At 44.5% G+C, this 17603-nt stretch carries 12 protein-coding genes; all 12 read left to right on the top strand.

Features of this window, described 5'->3' with window-relative positions:
• Window positions 1–4 precede the first annotated feature (4 nt).
• The 12 genes from ACUN27_RS16115 (at window position 5) to ACUN27_RS16170 (ending at window position 17600) form a co-directional block, all read left to right on the top strand.
• Window positions 5–1036: a zinc-dependent alcohol dehydrogenase gene (locus tag ACUN27_RS16115; protein ID WP_127450849.1), complete on the top strand. Its 1032-nt coding sequence runs from the start codon at window positions 5–7 to the stop codon at window positions 1034–1036.
• A 173-nt stretch (window positions 1037–1209) separates the two neighbouring features.
• Window positions 1210–3537 (top strand): helix-turn-helix domain-containing protein, encoded by a 2328-nt coding sequence (locus tag ACUN27_RS16120; protein WP_315950929.1) that lies wholly within the window; start codon window positions 1210–1212, stop codon window positions 3535–3537.
• A gap of 203 nt (window positions 3538–3740) precedes the next feature.
• Complete coding sequence (locus ACUN27_RS16125; protein WP_379174730.1) at window positions 3741–4649, top strand: ABC transporter permease; 909 nt, start codon at window positions 3741–3743, stop codon at window positions 4647–4649.
• A gap of 27 nt (window positions 4650–4676) precedes the next feature.
• Window positions 4677–5570, top strand: a complete 894-nt coding sequence (locus tag ACUN27_RS16130; RefSeq protein WP_127450845.1) for a carbohydrate ABC transporter permease — start codon at window positions 4677–4679, stop codon at window positions 5568–5570.
• 22 nt (window positions 5571–5592) lie between these two features.
• Window positions 5593–7263, top strand: coding sequence for an ABC transporter substrate-binding protein (locus tag ACUN27_RS16135; RefSeq protein ID WP_326060047.1), 1671 nt, complete (start codon window positions 5593–5595; stop codon window positions 7261–7263).
• Between the two features lie 70 nt (window positions 7264–7333).
• The gene (locus tag ACUN27_RS16140) at window positions 7334–8734 is read left to right on the top strand and encodes a sulfatase family protein (RefSeq protein ID WP_445559194.1); all 1401 of its coding nucleotides are present in this window, start codon (window positions 7334–7336) and stop codon (window positions 8732–8734) included.
• Between the two features lie 607 nt (window positions 8735–9341).
• On the top strand, window positions 9342–9974 hold the full coding sequence (locus tag ACUN27_RS16145; RefSeq protein WP_326060041.1) for a class I SAM-dependent methyltransferase: 633 nt from the start codon (window positions 9342–9344) through the stop codon (window positions 9972–9974).
• Window positions 9975–10051: 77 nt separating this feature from the next.
• Complete coding sequence (locus ACUN27_RS16150; protein ID WP_326060038.1) at window positions 10052–11461, top strand: PAS domain-containing sensor histidine kinase; 1410 nt, start codon at window positions 10052–10054, stop codon at window positions 11459–11461.
• Window positions 11462–11680: 219 nt separating this feature from the next.
• Window positions 11681–14017, top strand: coding sequence for a helix-turn-helix domain-containing protein (locus ACUN27_RS16155; RefSeq protein WP_315950922.1), 2337 nt, complete (start codon window positions 11681–11683; stop codon window positions 14015–14017).
• Between the two features lie 96 nt (window positions 14018–14113).
• Complete coding sequence (locus ACUN27_RS16160; protein ID WP_315950921.1) at window positions 14114–15091, top strand: ABC transporter permease; 978 nt, start codon at window positions 14114–14116, stop codon at window positions 15089–15091.
• A 12-nt stretch (window positions 15092–15103) separates the two neighbouring features.
• Complete coding sequence (locus ACUN27_RS16165) at window positions 15104–16000, top strand: carbohydrate ABC transporter permease (protein ID WP_326060036.1); 897 nt, start codon at window positions 15104–15106, stop codon at window positions 15998–16000.
• A 46-nt stretch (window positions 16001–16046) separates the two neighbouring features.
• Entirely contained in the window at window positions 16047–17600 is a 1554-nt protein-coding gene (locus ACUN27_RS16170; RefSeq protein WP_315950919.1) for an extracellular solute-binding protein, read from the top strand.
• The last annotated feature ends 3 nt before the right edge of the window (window positions 17601–17603 follow it).

Genomic DNA, 17603 nt, shown 5'->3' on the forward strand with positions numbered 1-17603 from the left:
GTAAATGGTTAGAAAAATGTCCGTACCTCCCATGGAATTGGTTGATTATGATGGTCCTGGTACGCAGATGTGTGCGGTTATGGACGCCATTGGCGAGATTAGCGTGAGAAGAGCTTTGATTCCAGAACCCAAGGATGGCGAAGTAAGAGTAAAAGTTAAGTGGGTGGGGATATGCGGCAGTGATGTTGAAGTATTCCGTGGCGCACGCGAACCTGAATTTATATCATATCCTACAAGGCTGGGACATGAAGTTGCAGGCATCATTGATAAAGTCGGCCCTAATGTGATTGGTGTCAAGGTTGGCGATCATGTTGCTCTTCGATATGTTTGGGGAGCTTTTGCCGAGTATGTATGCTGCACCCCGTTTTCTCTGAAGGTGTTGCCGAAAGATTTGCCCTTAATCGAGGGCTCGCTGATTGAAGTGCTTCCAGGTATTATCCATGCCGCAGAACTCGGAGACATTTCACCGAATAAGAACGTATTGATCACGGGGCAGGGCGTCAGCGGTCTAGTGATGACGCAGGTTATCAATATGTTTAGTCCTAGAAATTTGGTCGTCACCGATTTGTTTGACGAGAAACTGGCGCTTGCACGCAAATATGGCGCCACCCATACGTACAAAATTCCGCATGAACATGCGGATACGATGGATATCGTGGGAGCAGATTTCCCCGATGGCTTTGATGTCGTCATTCCTTGTCTTCTGGAAGGAGCAGGTATGGTTGATGCCATTAATGCGGCAGCGCAGAATGGGCGAATCGTCATGTATGGGTGCATTGGCACGTGTCACAAGCCGGTTGATTTTTTCAAGGTGCATAAAAAACGGCTGGATATCCTGTCAACGGAACCCAAACGTGACATCGATAATCGGCGTTACTTCGATGAAGGATTGCGGTTGGTTCTCGACGGATTAGTGAATACGGAGGAAATGATTACTCACATCGTTCCGCTTGCGGAAGTTTCCCGAGCTTTCCAATTGAGGAACGAGCATAAGGGAGATACCATTCACGTCATGATTGACTGTGAAGTTAAATAAAATGAGGGGCTAAGCAGCTGGATCTGCTTAGCTCTTTTTTTGATGTAACGATGAGAAACATCGTTTCAGACTTTTGAATCTAGGTGAAATTTTATGCAAGCGCTCACAATACTTTGTTATACTGAGAGTAAATGCATCCAATCGGCTTAGAGGTAGCAAGGAGGAAATGGCCCATGCGTAAGTGGCTTGTACCGGATACGAATGTCAGACATAAAGTTTTTATTCGTATGTTAATCCCTTATCTTTTATTTATTTGTATGCTGTTAGGTATTGGTTATATCGTCTACCGAGAAACCATTCATGTAATGGAAAAAGATGCCACTGAGAATCACAGGCTTGTTCTGGAGCAAAGCAGAGATATTCTTGAACGAAGAATGGATGAGATTACTTCAATTGGACGTCAAGTTGCCGCCAACACGAAAGTCATTCAATTTATGACGGTGACGGATCCTTTCCAAGGTGCCAACACGTATTCCGTCCTAGATACGATTAAAAGCTTATATGATTTTAAGCTTTCCAATAACTTCGTCTATAACTATTATATTCTTTTCAAGAATAGCGACCTTGTTCTCACACCGGGTTCCAGCTATACCATGGACGAATTTTTTAGCCGGATTGCCGTTTATGATGGCGGAGATACAGAGAAGATGCGGAAGAATTGGCTGCAGACCTATCATTCCCGCTCTTTTCTCCCCTCTGAACACATGAATACTGGAAATAGCTCCTACCAAATGATGACGTATTTACAATCGTTAGGTCTACCGGGTAATCCGCAGGCGGTTATCGCTGTGATGATTGATCAAGCTGAGATCCGTAAGCTGTTTCAGGGACTTAACTTAACGGAAGGTGGCTGGGCGTATATTCTGGATGATCAGGGCCGCATTATGAGCTCGTTATCTGGCGAAGATACGGGACTTCCCGTGCGATTGGCTGATTTGAAGGAACAGCATGGCATTGTTGAGCAAAAGCTGAATAATCAATCCATGATTGTTACGTATACAAAATCAACGACAAATGGATGGACGTACGTTGTTGGTCAACCGAAAGTTATTCTTTTAGGAAAAGTGCATTATATTCAAAAGATTATTTTCTCCTTAACGCTGCTTTTTCTTGTGATTGGTGTATCCATGGCCTATTTTCTGGCATATCGGAATAGCAAACCGCTTCGAGCTCTTGCCCAGTCGCTGAAAGAACTCGTTGGAGGCGGAGTGAAACAGCACGATGTGTATGGCTTTATAAGTGAAGCGGTGTCCGGCCTGGCGCTTTCTAACCGTAAACTGCAATCCGAGTTGGAGCTGCAGGTGCCTTTATTACGCGCATCCTATTTCAGAAGGCTTATGCAAGGACAATTTCTATCAACAAGGGATGCGGATGTCCTGCTCAAGCATCTAGGGTTAGGGATGGAGGATGAAGATCGGCAATATGTCGTCGCGCTCATTCGCATTCAAGGGTATGACAATGGCTATAATGAACGGCTGCTCAAAGATCTGGATCGAGTCCGCTTCGCATCCGCTGAGTTAATCAGGGAACTTGTAGGCGCAGACGGATTTGCATATGATGTGGCGCAAGACCAAATTGCCGTTTTACTAAGTGTATATTCGCATGATGCTAACAAGCATCGAGAAAACATAACGAAACTAATGGAACAGGTCTGTCAGGCGATTAACTTGCGGTTTCAGATTGTATCCGATTGTGGCATCGGGGGGTACTGTGACCGGGTAACCGCAATCTCACGCTCCTATGAGCAGGCTAGAGAGGCTTTATTCGCCCTAGTACGATTGGGCAAGGATGGATTGCAGTGGTTTGACGAGCTCCCAGCGGCGCTCAATGATTACCATTACCCGCAAGACATGGAAGGACGGCTCATGAATGTCGCATTGGCTGGTGAGCAGGAAGAGGTTACACGTCTATTACAAGCCCTGTACACCGAAAATTTTGAAAACAGACACCTTTCACAAACCGTTCTCCGTTTATTTATTGGTGAATTGTGGGGGAATCTCATCAAACTTCTACGGCAATTAGGCATGCAAGCTGAGGAAGTTTATATCCAAATTCAGCGGATAGATGGCGCGGAGCCTTCTTATGAGACTTTGCAGCAGCATTTTGCAGCGATACGTCTTGCTTATTCGACGATTTGTCAGCATGTCGTGGAGCAGCGCTCAAGTCGTAACATTGAACTACTGGATAATATTCGTACGATGCTTCAGAAAAACTTTGCTGACAAAGCGTTATGTCTGGATGAGGCCGCTGATAGACTTCGTGTATCCAAGGTGTATTTGTCACAGTTTTTCAAGGATCAAACGGGTATCAATTTCTCAGATTATTTGGAGCAATTGCGCATGGAGCATGCGAAGCATTTGTTAAGAAATTCGGAGTATGCCATTCAAGAGATTGCAGACAAAGTAGGATACGCCTCATCCAATACATTCTGCCGGGCGTTCAAGCGGCTCCATGGGGTTAGCGCAACGGTTTATCAAAGGTCTGTAGAAGTGAATGTTTAGCGGAAAAATAACATTTGCACATGAATAAAGTAATTGCACATCCTCAAAACCTAAGGATTGCACAGGATTTAAACGTTTTCATATATACATGCAACGAGGGTAACCCTTACATTGAAGCTATACAACGACGAAGGGAGGTTACCCAATTGAAAACAGTGGCAGGTGTAAATACGTTGGCAAAAACCAATACGGGGATCAAACGAATGCCGTTCTTAAAGAAGCTGCATCGCAGTTGGCAGCTGTACGTTCTATTAGCGCTGCCTGTTCTTTACATTATCGTGTTCAAGTATTATCCGATGTATGGTGCGCAAATCGCTTTCAAAAATTTTATTGCTTCGAAAGGAATCACAGGCAGTAGTTGGGTGGGATTCAAGCATTTCATCAGATTCTTCAATTCGTATGAATTTGGCACCCTTTTAAAAAACACATTGGTTCTAAACTTCTACAGCTTGCTTGCAGGTATTCCTTTCCCAATCCTTCTGGCACTGGCCATCAATAACATTCAAAACAAGTGGTTTAAGAAATCGGTACAAATGATCACGTATGCACCGCATTTCATTTCTGTCGTCGTTATGGCGGGGATTGTGCTCGTCCTTCTGGATCCAGAAAAGGGGATTGTCAATCTATTGCTTGGGGTGTTTGGTTTTGAACCCATTCATTTCATGGCGAAGCCAAGCTATTTTAGTTCTGTTTTTGTCTGGTCGGGCATCTGGCAAAACGTAGGTTTCTCTTGCATCATTTACTTGGCAGCGCTTTCAGGTATCGACCCGTCTCAGCATGAAGCTGCGGTGATCGACGGCGCTAGTAAATTTAAGCGAATTTTGCACATTGATATTCCTGGTATTATGCCTGTTGTCATCATTTTACTTATTTTGAACACAGGGCATATTATGGATTCTGGCTTCGAGAAGGTACTGCTCCTGCAAAATCAATTAAACCTTAGATCCTCAGAGGTCATTGATACTTACGTGTATAAGGTGGGACTCGCCTCACAAGCGATGAACTACTCATACTCAACGGCCATTAACTTGTTCAAATCAGTTGTTGGACTTGCCATGCTCATTATTGTCAATCAAATCGCGAAACGTGCAAAGCAAGAAAGCTTATGGTAACGGTGTAGCAGGGAGGTGCAAGGAGGTATGAAAGAGTCACATATCCTCGAATCACGAGGTGACAAATGGTTTAATTGGGTCAATATGCTGCTGATTTGTCTGTTTCTTGTGGTCATCTTGTACCCGCTAGTGTTTGTTGTAAGCGCTTCTATCAGTTCTCCTGACGCTGTGATTTCGGGGAAAGTTTGGCTTTGGCCGGTACAACCAACCTTAGATGGCTATGCGGCTGTGTTTAAGCACAAGTTAATTTGGAGTTCCTTTCGAAATTCCGTTTTTTATACGGTAGCAGGTACATTACTTAGTGTTGTACTGACGATTGCTGCTGCATATCCACTTTCCAGACGTGATTTATTCGGTAAAAACTGGTTTATGCTGTTGTTTGTTTTCACGACCATGTTCTCAGGAGGGCTAATTCCTTCTTATCTATTGGTGAAAGATCTGGGGATGCTGAACACGGCGTGGGCTATGATTATTCCAAGTGCGATGAGTGTGTTTAACATTATCATTACACGTACTTATTTCAAAACGACATTACCGGATGAAATGCTGGAAGCGGCTCAAATCGATGGTTGCAACGATTTCCGATATGTGTTTTCAATCGTTCTGCAGCTGTCAGGTCCGATCATCGCTGTAGTAGCCCTTTATTCTGCGGTTGGATATTGGAATCAATATTTTAATGGCTTATTGTACCTCGATAATCAGAAGTTATATCCGTTGCAATTAGTCTTAAGAGAAATTCTCGTGCAAAACGAAGTGGATGCTTCAATGCTGGACATGAAAGAAATTGCCGCTCAAGAAGGTTTACGCGCACTTTTGAAATACTCGTTAATTGTTGTTTCATCACTGCCATTACTGCTCGTTTATCCCTTTGTGCAAAAATATTTTATTAAAGGCGTTATGATTGGCTCTTTGAAAGGATAAATAAGGGGAGGTTGTTCTTGGAATGAAAAAAATGTGGGGTATGGGATTAAGCGTTCTTCTGGCAAGCGGGGTTGTCCTTGCAGGGTGTGCAGATAAACAAGCAGATGCGCCTGCAGAAGCGGCAAAGGATCCGGTGAAAACCAGCAACGTCACAGCAGCAGGAGAATTGCCGATAACCAAAGAGAAAACGACGATTAAAGTATTGGTCAAAGGCTTTCCAGGCGTAAGTGATTACGCGAACAACGAGTTCACGAAATATTTGGAGGAGAAAACGAATATTCATATTGAATGGACGGTTGCTCCTGAAAAGTCAGCTGTGGAAAAATTGAACCTTGTGCTTGGCAGTGGTGATCTGCCTGATGTCATCATGGGTTTCGGGATTTCGCCAACCCAACAGTTGATCTATGGCACGCAGGGAGACTTCCTGGATCTCGCACCCTATATTAATCAATACGGCGTGGAAACGAAGAAAATGTTCGATATCGTTCAAGGGGTTAAAGAGGAGATTACAGCACCTGGAGGTAAAATATATGCTTTGCCCCAAGTGAATGAGTGCTATCACTGCTCGATGTCGCAAAAAATGTGGATTTACCAGCCATGGTTAGACAAGTTGGGTCTTCAGATGCCGAAAACAACAGACGACTTGTATAACGTTCTAAAAGCATTTAAGACGAAGGATCCCAATGGAAATGGTAAAGCGGATGAGATTCCGCTGTCGGGTGCAGCGGTTGGGCCGAACGTAAATATCGATTCCTTTATCATGAACTCCTTTGTACTTGACTCCGGCATTACGACGCGGTTGTTTGTTGATAATGGCAAGGTGACGACATCGGTCAATACACCAGGTTGGAAAGAAGGGTTGACTTACCTTCACAAGTTGTATGCTGAGGGCTTGATTGCACCGCAATCGTTCACACAAGATCGGGATCAAGCGAAAGCGATGGGTGAGAATCCGGATATTAATATTCTGGGCGGCGAAGTTTCACAGCATAACGGCATATTCACCGCTTTTAACGGTCCGAGCGGCAGGTGGTTGGAAGTGCAATCCGTACCTTCCTTGAAAGGACCTGCAGGTGTACAAACGACGCCATGGAAATCAAGCGTACTTCAAGGCTATTATGTCGTAACACGCACAGCGAAAAATCCAGAGGCTGCATTCCGTTTAGGTGACCTTCTCTACAATACGGAGATGACGTTACGTCAAACGATTGGGCGTCCTGGAACCGAGTGGGATTATGCAGCAAGCGGAGAGTTAGGCATTAACGGAAAACAAGCGATATGGAAAACACTTCCTAGTGCCATTCCGACCAATGCAGCGAACAATATCAATTGGAGCGGGCAATCCGCACCGTCGCTCCGTTCCAACGATTTCCGGCTTGGGCAGATGGCAGATCCGAAAAATCCGCAGGAAGTCAAGCTCTTTACAGAGACCAGAAATAACTATGAGCCGTATAGGCAAAAGCCCGAGTCTGTCCTTCCAGCTTTATTCTTCTCGAACGACCAAGCGACAGAGCTTGCTGATCTAGAGAAGACTTTGACGGACTATATCAATCAGATGATCGCTCGTTTCACAACAGGTGACGCCAATATTGATAAAGAATGGGACGGTTATGTGAAGAAACTGAATGATATGAATCTGAAAAAATATTTGGACATCTATCAAGCCGCTTATGATGCGAAAATGAAAAAATAAGGTTCTAGCGAAAAGCATGGAGTAATCCATGCTTTTTTAAACTGCTCATACCATCTAGGAGGAGAAACAGATGAAATCCAAACAACCGAACATTATTTATATACTGGCGGATGATATGGGATATGGCGATATTTCCTACCTGAACAAAAATTCCAAAATTCATACGGTTCATTTCGACCGATTGGCCAAAGAAGGGATCGCCTTTACGGATGCTCATTCTTCATCGGCCGTCTGTACGCCATCTCGATATAGCATCTTAACTGGAAGGTACAATTGGCGATCATCTCTCAAGAAGGGCGTTCTGAATGGATTCTCCGCTCCACTCATTGAGGATGGCCGAATGACAGTCGCCAGTTTACTTCGTGAACAGGGATATAAGACGGCTTGTATCGGCAAATGGCATTTGGGCATGGAATGGGCGAAGGTAGGCGACGCGGAAAGTGAAGTTGATTATCGAGAGCCCGTCCAAAAGGGCCCGATATCGCATGGATTTGACTATTATTACGGAATTAGCGCATCGCTGGATATGCCTCCTTATGTCTATATCGAGAACGACCGGGTTACTCAACTGCCGGATCGCATAACTCACAACGATGATGCGGTGGCTTATTGGCGTGAAGGGGCTACCGCGCCGGATTTCGAACACCACCAAGTTCTTCCTAAACTTACAGCCAGAACACTGGCGTGGATCGAGATGAGCAAGGATGAGCCTTTTTTCATCTATTTCCCGTTACCTGCTCCGCATACCCCCATCCTGCCATCGGAAGCCTTCGTTGGTCAATCCGGTACAAACGCGTACGGTGATTTCGTACTCATGTGTGACGATGTGATCGGTCAAATAATGAATAAACTCGATGAATTACAGCTGTCCGGCAATACAATCGTAATCTATACGAGCGATAATGGCTGCTCACCTCGTGCTAATTATGAGGAGCTTGCAGCATTTGGACATAACCCAAGTTATGTTTTCCGCGGTCATAAAGCGGATATTTATGAAGGCGGGCATCGGATACCGCTGATTGTGAAATGGCCGCAGCGCATACAAGCTGGGCGCATGAGCGATGAGCCCGTCTGCCTCACGGATTTGCTCGCAACGGTTGCAGAGATATTAGAAGTAACATTACCCCCGGACGCAGGTGAGGATGGTGTCAGCAATCTGCCCGTTTGGGCTGATATGCCTTATGAGCGGCCATTGCGAGAAGCTATTGTTCATCATTCCATTCAGGGGGCGTTCTCTATTCGCCAAGGGAAGTGGAAGCTGGAGTTATGCCCGGGCTCGGGCGGGTGGAGCTATCCAAAGCCTGGTGAAGAACCGGAAGGATCGCCGCTGTACCAATTGTATGATCTCAGTAAAGATATTGGTGAAACGAATAATCTGGTCGATGAGTACCCTGAGATTGTCCAAGCAATGAAGCTTGTCCTTGAAGGATATCAGGAATCGGGGAGAAGCACAGCTGTTTCATCGAAATGACACGCGTATTTCTCACCATTTCGTGTGTGAAAGGAAAAAGATCGCCGCTGGCGGTCTTTTTTTAGTGTTTGGGGAGGGCTCTTGCGATAGGGTGAGGCTGAACCTCACCACCGAGCCCTTCAGTAGCGCTGAATTCGAAGCGCGTTGCGCTTTCTCATTCAGCAAAGGGAACTCCAGGGCGCTATTTCATCGAAATGCGCCCTTTTACACTCGGAGGGGAACTGGGGGCTCTTATTTCTTCATAATTGGCTAAAAACCTGCCAAATGTGAAGAAATAAGGCCCTGTAGTTCCCCTAGAGCTGCCATGAGCCCACTATTAACCGAAATAGTGGACTGCAGTTCCGCTCAGTTGGCTGCGCAGCCAACTTGATACTGGTGGTGAGGTCGAACCTCACCACCGAGCCCTTGAGCAGCGCTGAATTCGAAGCGCGTTGCGCTTTCTCATTCAGCGAAGGGAACTCCAGGGCGCTATTTCATCGAAATGCGCCCTTCTACGCGCGGAAGGAAACTGGGGATAAAAATTTGATTTTTTAGAACGTCCGTTCTATAATGGGCATACATCTTGCTGACAAATAAACCAAAATCACATATTCAAGGAGAGCGTAGAATGACAGAATTTTGGGAATCCAGCTTTATCGAGAATCAAAGGATGTGGGGATTTGAACCTGCAGACTCAGCCATCTTGACCAAGGACTTTTTCCTGGAGAAAAACGTCAAGGATATTTTGATCCCTGGTATCGGATATGGGAGGAACGCAAAGGTTTTTATGGATAATGATATCCATGTAACAGGTATTGAGATTTCGAAAACAGCGATTGAACTGGCCAGACAAGAAGGATTGCATATTGACATTTTTCATGGTTCAGTGGCTGACATGCCGTTTGAGAACAAGCTGTATGACGGCATATTTAGCTATGCGCTTATTCATTTGTTGAATGAAGACGAGAGAGAAAAGTTTATCAAGGATTGTTATAACCAGTTAAAGCCGAACGGATATATGGTTTTTACGACGATTTCCAAAGAAGCCCCCATGTTTGGAAAGGGCAAACAACTGGGTAAAGACTATTATGAGACCGCCGCAGGTGTAAAGATGTTTTTCTATGACGCAGATTCGATCACCCAAGAATTCGGGAAATATGGGCTGTTAGAATTTTCGGAAATTTTTGAGCCGCATAAGAATGTGGAAAATAAACCGCCATTTAAATTTCTAATGATAAAATGTAAAAAAACATCTGAATAGGACGATTAATAAAGGTTTTTAACCATTGGAGACGAATACAGTTACTATCACTTGATTGAACTAGGGGATATTTACTCATGAATTTAAAAGAATACTTAATTGATTCCTTCATGAATTTAACATCCGATGGGATTGTAATCGTCGATATAAATGGAACCGTGCTGGAAGTAAATAAGAAATTTGAAGAGTTACATGGCTGGACGAGGGATGAGGTTATTGGACAAGTGTTGCCAATGACACCGGATGATTTTAAAGAAAATGCTCTTCAATTGTACAAGTCATTAATCAACGGCGAACAAATCAAGGATTTCGAAGCGATTAAACTTAGAAAAGACGGGACGACATTTATTGCCAATGTGTCCGTCTCGCCTTTGAAAGATACGGATGGAAACGTAGTCGGCTTTGTCGGTTTGGAACGAGATATTAGTGAAAAGAAAAGAGTGGAAGAGGAGCTTTTTGAGAGTGAGAAACAGTACAGGAGACTGCTTAAGCTTAATCCTGAACCCATTGTTTTGCATAAAGACGGGCTCGTCCTGTTTGTGAATGATGCCTGTTGTAATCTTTTTGGCGAAGCTTCATCCGATGAATTCATAGGAAATTCAATTTATGATTATTTCTGTCCAAAGGATAAGGAAGTCATCATTGAGCGAATTGAACAGATCATGCAGATGGATAACTACAGTGATTTTGTGGAGCGGAAAATGCGCAAGAAAGACGGCACGTTTTTTGATGCGGAAATATCCTCGATTTATGTTCACAAAAATATTGGGAATCCGGTCATGCAGAGCGTCATTCGCGATCTCACGGAGCGCAAGAAGTCGGAAGAAGCGATTATCCGATCAGAGAAACTGTCGTTAATCGGTCAATTGGCAGCTGGCATCGCGCATGATATCCGTAATCCCTTAACGTCTTTAAAAGGGTTCGTACATTTATTAAAAGCGAAAAATGCCGACTATGTTGATGTGATGATGGAAGAACTCGAGCATATCAATTATGTTGTGAATGAATTTATGACGCTGGCCAAACCACACTTGAGTTACTATCTGGAGAGTAATCCTCGGGAGCTTGTACAAAGTGTCATTGCCTTTCTTCAGCCACATGCTCATCTGTATAACGTGCAAATACAATTGGACATGGATCAGGACATCCCCGTCATTTATTGTATTCCAGACCAAATTAAACAAGTCTTAATTAATATATTGAAGAATGCGATTGAGTCCATGGTGAATGGTGGATTGATACAGATATCTGTAAGAAATGTCCTGGATGAACGATTGATTATTTGTGTCGAAGATCAAGGTGTAGGTATTTCTGAAGATAAGCTGACTCAGTTGGGGGAGCCGTTTTTCACGACAAAGACGAATGGCACCGGTTTAGGGCTAATGGTTTGCAAACGAATTATTCATGGACATGATGGAGATTTGACGATTCAGAGTAAGATTAACCATGGAACTACGGTACAGATCGAACTGCCAATAAAAAAATAGCGTTTGCGTCAGGAGCATATCCCTTCAGGTAGACAGCCGTTTACTTGTAGGGGTATTTTCCATTTGTCGGGCAGTTACCTTCTTTTTGTCAGGTTGAACAATCCCAATTGTTGCTTTATCATATGAGGAAAGGATTTACAATGGAAATTTGTAAGCGTTACCAATAAAGATGTGCCACATTGTCCAGCCTCTATTTTTCTAGGAGAAAAGGAGATAACCATGCAATTTTTACAAGGTAACATTTCGGCCAGATTCAAGGTGATTTATGGTGTTTTTTTCCTAATCATCATCTCATCCACCGTGTGGTTGTCCTATTTAAGCTCGAAAGGGGGCATGGAAGATCAGCTCCGCCGCACGAATACAGCGCTGCTCCATCTGAGTCAACAGAAGATTGAAATGATGCTACATGAAATAGATACAAGCACGATTAATTTCATACAAGAACCGGATGTCGAGTTATTCCTCAATGGCAGATACGCGAGCGATGAACTGCGGCTCAATTATTTCCGCATTTTGAATACACGGTTCAAGACGCTGATGTTTACGAACAGCAATATCTCCTCGTTTTATTTGTATTCTCTAGCGAACAAGAGCTTGTTGACTGATGTAACATACTCGGATGAATCCAGCTTCTACGATATGGCTTGGCATGATGCTTATGTCAGCATGAAGGGCTACGGCGAATGGCTCGACACCAGGAAGGTCACGGAGGTCAGCTCAGGACTGCAAATTGAGAAAAATATGATTACCTTGGTGCGTACTTACCCCCTAATTAGCTTACCGCAGTTTCGGAAGGGTGCCATTATTGTCAATGTCGCGGAAAGCACGCTTTCCAATCTCATTCAAGATGTGGATCAGCAAAGGGCAGGTCAAACGTTAGTTATTAATAACCAAGGGATGATTATTTCTTCGCAGAACAAAGAGCATCTGTTTCATTCCTTCAGCACGATTCCCGGCGCCCCCGAGTTAAGTGAGTTTAAGGATAACGGTTATATTACGACGCATACGAAAAGCGGAAGCTACACAACCTTTTATCTAACTTCCAGTTATAATGGTTGGAAATATATCAGTATTGTCCCTGATCCCGAGATGAACCGACCGTTAATGATTGTCCGCAATTTGCTGCTGGTTGTGACATCGGGAATGTTCTTGCTAGCAATTGTGCTTGTATTTGCAGTAAGCAATTACACGTTCCGGCCTCTCGAACTTTTCTTTCATTCCGTTGCGGGTAAGAAATCGGTTCGCTCCGGCGACCTTACCTATATGGAGCAGTTTTTCAAACAGATGATATCTGACAACGAATCCTTGCAGAAACAAATGAACGACAGCTTGCCAGCATTGAAATGGCGTCTGATCATGAGTTTGCTGATGGGGGACAAAACGAACTATGACCGGATGAAGCCGTATTTCCATACGCTCGGTATAGACTTATATCATAAACAATTCATCGTGCTCATCATTGAACTGGATCGTATCCAAGAGAATCACACACCGCGAGATGTTTATTTATTTACTTATGCCATCAGCAATGTTGCCGACGAACTCATTGCAGGCGTATGCAAGGGGACTTCCGTGGAATTGACCGATGGGAGAGTCACCGTCATCATGAGCTTCGAATCGGAGGATTCGCAAGGCAATCAAATTCAAGCTCTGCAGGTTGCTGATTTGGTGAAAAATTATGTAGGGATTCATTTTAAACAAACGGTAACCATCGGTGTTGGTAGTCCACAGACCAATCTGGAAGGCATCCAAACTTCCTATGAAGAAGCGCTGAATGCACTGAAATACAAATTAATTATGGGCGATAACACCGTTGTCTCCATCGACGATATTGCGGGCAGCAATTATAATGAGAAATTTTACAGGATTACGGCGTTAATTGATTCTGTCGTCAACTTGATTCGGGAAACAGATAAAAACAAGCTTCGATCGCAGCTGGATAAAATTTTTGGCGAGGTCGTGGTGGGTAATGTTCCTCCCGAGTTAATTAAGCAGATGTGCATTCAGATGATTATGAAATCGATTAAGGTCATTTCGGATAAAGGTCTGGAAATCAAAGAATTCCTGGATCCGAAGGAAAATATCTATGACCGGATTGAGAGCTGCGTCAAAGTCGCTGAACTGAAGAGCTACATGTCCGATTTCCTCCATCAGCTCATTGTGCGCACCGAAGAGAAGCGGCTCTCCAAAGGGCACCACGATACCATCGGGCAGGTTCTGGCGTATCTCGAGCAGCATTATATGGACAGCGATCTCTCGCTCAATCTGTTGGCGGCGCAATTTGAGCTAAGCGTTCCTTATTTAAGTAAACTCTTCAAGGAAACAACGGAAACGAATTTTATGGATTGTCTGATTCAGATCCGCATGGAGAAGTCAAAAGAGCTGCTGCTGGGTTCGAAACAGAAGGTCAACACCATCGCGGAGAGCGTAGGTTATAACAATGTTCAAAGCTTTATCCGTATTTTCAAGAAATATACAGGCCAAACACCAGGTGAATTCAGGGAAAATCTTAAAAAAGGCGAAGATGATAAAAATGGCGAATACGTATCCGGTTAAAAAAGGTGTGTATTTTTAAAAAGTGTCTATATGCCAAATCCATCCTAGAACGTTACCATAAGGGTGCAAGACATCGACCTGAGAGGAGGTAGGGACATGAAATCACGAACCGTCGGGGCTACCACCGCACAAGCCATTATCGGAAAGAAGGAGCAGACAACGAAGCTTAAACGGGCATGGAAGTATGTGAAGCGGGACAAATACTTGTATCTATTGCTGCTTCCGATTTTTGCTTACTATTTCCTATTTAAGTACACGCCGATGTTCGGTGAGATCATTGCCTTCAAGAATTATCGTTTCGCCGATGGCATATGGGGGAGTCAATGGGTTGGCCTGAAACATTTCAACAGATTGTTCACAAGTCCGGATTTTTTCACTGTATTAAAGAATACGCTTTTGCTGAATGTGTACAGTATCGTTTTCGCTTTCCCGGTTCCTATTGCACTAGCCATCCTTTTAAATGAAGTCCGGTTGGAATGGTACAAGCGAACGATTCAGAATTTACTCTATATTCCGCATTTTATCTCCTGGGTCGTACTTGGCGGAATTGTTATCGCGCTGCTGTCTCCATCCACGGGAATCGTAAACTTTACTTTGGTGAAGCTGTTCGGTATAGAGCCGATTTACTTCATGGCAAGCACCTTCTGGTGGCCGATTACGTTCATTTTGTCGGGGATCTGGCAGAATGCGGGTTGGGGAACCATTCTCTACCTGGCCGCCATGGCCGGCATTGATCCTCAGCTGTATGAAGCAGCGAAGATTGACGGCGCGAGCAAGCTTCGGCGGATCTGGCACGTTACACTGCCGGGTATCCGGTCCACGATTGCAATTTTGCTGATTCTGCGTGTGGGACAGATGATGGACGTTGGATTCGAGCATATTTTCGTATTGCAAAATAAAGCGGTTTCAGAGGTTGCGAATGTCATCAGCACCTATGTTTATCACGTAGGTCTTGAAGGCTCGCAGTACAGCTATACGACGGCGCTTGGTTTGTTTCAATCCGTCATTGGCTTGATTCTGGTGGTCAGCGTGAATCGATTAATTAAAGCCTTAGGCGAGAATGGGCTATGGTAGGAGGGGAATGCTGTGTCCGGCAGTCAGAGCTCGTCAATTAAACTGGTTTATGGCGTCATCTATGTATTTCTGGCGGTACTTGCCATGATGACATTGTTCCCGTTCATTCATGTGCTATCTACCTCATTAAGCAGTTCTCGGGCTATTATGTCAGGGGAAGTCTTCCTATGGCCGAAGGAAATCACATTCACTTCTTTTAAAAATTTGATTGAAGACGGCCAGCTGTTTCATGCCATGAAAAATACATTAATCATTACGGTTGTGGGAACTTCCATCAACCTAGTGGCAACGATCATGGCTGCCTATCCGTTAAGTCGTAAGCGGCTCAAGGGCAGGAATGTCCTGCTTATGATCATAACGTTCACGATGCTGTTCGGCGGGGGGATCATCCCCAACTATATTCTTATCAAGACGCTGGGCATCATGAACACGTATTGGGCGCTTTGGCTGCCTGGACTTCTGAGCACGTACAATTTTTTCGTCATGAAATCATTTTTTGAAGGATTGCCTTCGGAACTTGAGGAATCCGCAGCGATTGATGGAGCTAATGATCTGTTTATTATTTGGAAAATTATTCTTCCTCTCTCCATGCCGATTATAGCAGCGCTGACGTTATTCTATTCGGTAACCTGGTGGAATTCGTATATGAACGTTCTCATGTATATCACGAATTCGGGGAAGCTCTCATTGATGGTGAAGCTGCTGCAGATGATCGATACGACAAGTCAGAATCTGCTGAATACGAATGCAACGAACGGGAGCGAAGGCGCTTCTATGCAAACGATGGTAACTCCGGAGGGATTAAGGGCTGCTGCCATCATTATCTCGGTGCTGCCGATCTTGTGTGTCTACCCATTCTTACAGAAGTATTTTGTAAAAGGTGTCTTGATTGGTTCGATTAAGGGCTAATCGAAAATCCATGCTTATCATTCTTATTGCAGGAGGCGAAGAATTCATGATTAAACAAAAGCACGTAGCTTTAACGCTAGTCGCTTCTTTATTCACAATTGCAGCTTGCTCCTCTCCAACTAGCACGGATAACCCTGGTAAAGCGTCAGGAGAGAATAAGAAACTGGAAGTCAGTGTTTCTATCCTTGACCGCGGCCAAGTGGCGAGTGACGAAGGAACTTATGAGAGTAACCGGACGACCAAATACATCAGTGAGAAATCGGGTATCAATGTGAAGTGGGTTCCGATCCTGCGGACCGAATCAACGAAGAAGTTAAACACGCTCATCGCTGCCGGCGAAGCGCCGGATATGATGTGGGAATTCGGGCGTGATTACATGGCGACATTGAAAGAGCAAGGAGCCATTCAACCCATTGACGACTATATCGAGAAATACAGCACCTCCTACAAAGCTTATTTGAAAGCGCATCCGGAGCTGAAGCCATACACGATGTTTGATGGCAAAACCTATATGGCGACCAGCGCTCGGGGCATTGACGCCATTGCGAATCACGGAATGTGGATCCGCCAAGACTGGCTCGATAAGCTGGGACTGAAGGCGCCGACGACAATGGATGAGATGGTCAATGTGATGCGGGCGTTTAGGGATAAAGATCCTGATGGCAATGGTAAAAATGATACGTTGGGTGCTGCTTTTAACTATAACTACGCAGGTATTATTCAGGCGATGTATGCATCCAACAAGAGTAACTGGTATCTGGACAATGATAAAATCGTGTACGGCGGCTTAACGGATCGGTATGCCGATGTGCTTGCAGAACTTAAACTTTTCTTCGATGAAGGGCTGATTGACAAAGAATATATTACGGACAAGAACTTCCAAAAGGAAAGACAGCTGTTCGTGACAGGGAAAGCAGGCATCTACTTCGCGAGTTGGAACATTGGAGCCGAATACCGGGAATTGAAGCAAAATGTCCCTAATTCGCAGCTTGTCCCTTTAGAGCCGGTTTCAACGAAGTATGGGAAGTTCGGTTTGTATCAAGAACCGCCGGCAAACCGTTTGATTGTGTTTAATAAGGATATGAAAAATCCGGAAGCTGCAATCAAATTGCTGGATTGGTGGATAGACAAAAACTGGTTCGATGTCAGATTCGGCACGGAAGGTGTTCATTACAAGCTGGTTAATGGTGTCCCTCAAACGATTGATGCTGAGAAGAATAAGAAGGAAACGATCTATGCGCCAGAGTATGCCGTGCTCGATCAATGGAGTCCGAAGCCAGAGGATTTCGCCGTGATGGCGGCAACGGATGCAATTTCACAAGAATATGCCAAAGTGCAGGGTGAATCGCTCAAGGTGGCTATGAAAAACAAATACAGACGCGATATTCCGTTCAACCCAACATTCCCTGAGCTGAGCGAAACTTCTACGTCATATGGCCCATTGTCTGATGATATTGAAACAAAAGTCATTACAGGTGGTGCCCAATATACGCCGCAATGGGGGATGGAGCAGCTTCGCAAGGAATGGAAACGTCTCGGCGGCGATAACGTTGATAAGTTAGCGCAAGATTGGTATCAGAACAATGTGAAAGGCAAGTAAACT

The organism is Paenibacillus sp. WC2504, assembly GCF_052682475.1.

Excerpts from the sequence above, each read along its gene's own strand:
- ACUN27_RS16115 (WP_127450849.1), top strand. The coding sequence starts at position 5 with ATGGTTAGAAAAATGTCCGTACCTCCCATGGAATTGGTTGATTATGAT.
- ACUN27_RS16120 (WP_315950929.1), top strand. The coding sequence starts at position 1,210 with ATGCGTAAGTGGCTTGTACCGGATACGAATGTCAGACATAAAGTTTTT.
- ACUN27_RS16125 (WP_379174730.1), top strand. The coding sequence starts at position 3,741 with ATGCCGTTCTTAAAGAAGCTGCATCGCAGTTGGCAGCTGTACGTTCTA.
- ACUN27_RS16130 (WP_127450845.1), top strand. The coding sequence starts at position 4,677 with ATGAAAGAGTCACATATCCTCGAATCACGAGGTGACAAATGGTTTAAT.
- ACUN27_RS16135 (WP_326060047.1), top strand. The coding sequence starts at position 5,593 with ATGAAAAAAATGTGGGGTATGGGATTAAGCGTTCTTCTGGCAAGCGGG.
- ACUN27_RS16140 (WP_445559194.1), top strand. The coding sequence starts at position 7,334 with ATGAAATCCAAACAACCGAACATTATTTATATACTGGCGGATGATATG.
- ACUN27_RS16145 (WP_326060041.1), top strand. The coding sequence starts at position 9,342 with ATGACAGAATTTTGGGAATCCAGCTTTATCGAGAATCAAAGGATGTGG.
- ACUN27_RS16150 (WP_326060038.1), top strand. The coding sequence starts at position 10,052 with ATGAATTTAAAAGAATACTTAATTGATTCCTTCATGAATTTAACATCC.
- ACUN27_RS16155 (WP_315950922.1), top strand. The coding sequence starts at position 11,681 with ATGCAATTTTTACAAGGTAACATTTCGGCCAGATTCAAGGTGATTTAT.
- ACUN27_RS16160 (WP_315950921.1), top strand. The coding sequence starts at position 14,114 with ATGAAATCACGAACCGTCGGGGCTACCACCGCACAAGCCATTATCGGA.
- ACUN27_RS16170 (WP_315950919.1), top strand. The coding sequence starts at position 16,047 with ATGATTAAACAAAAGCACGTAGCTTTAACGCTAGTCGCTTCTTTATTC.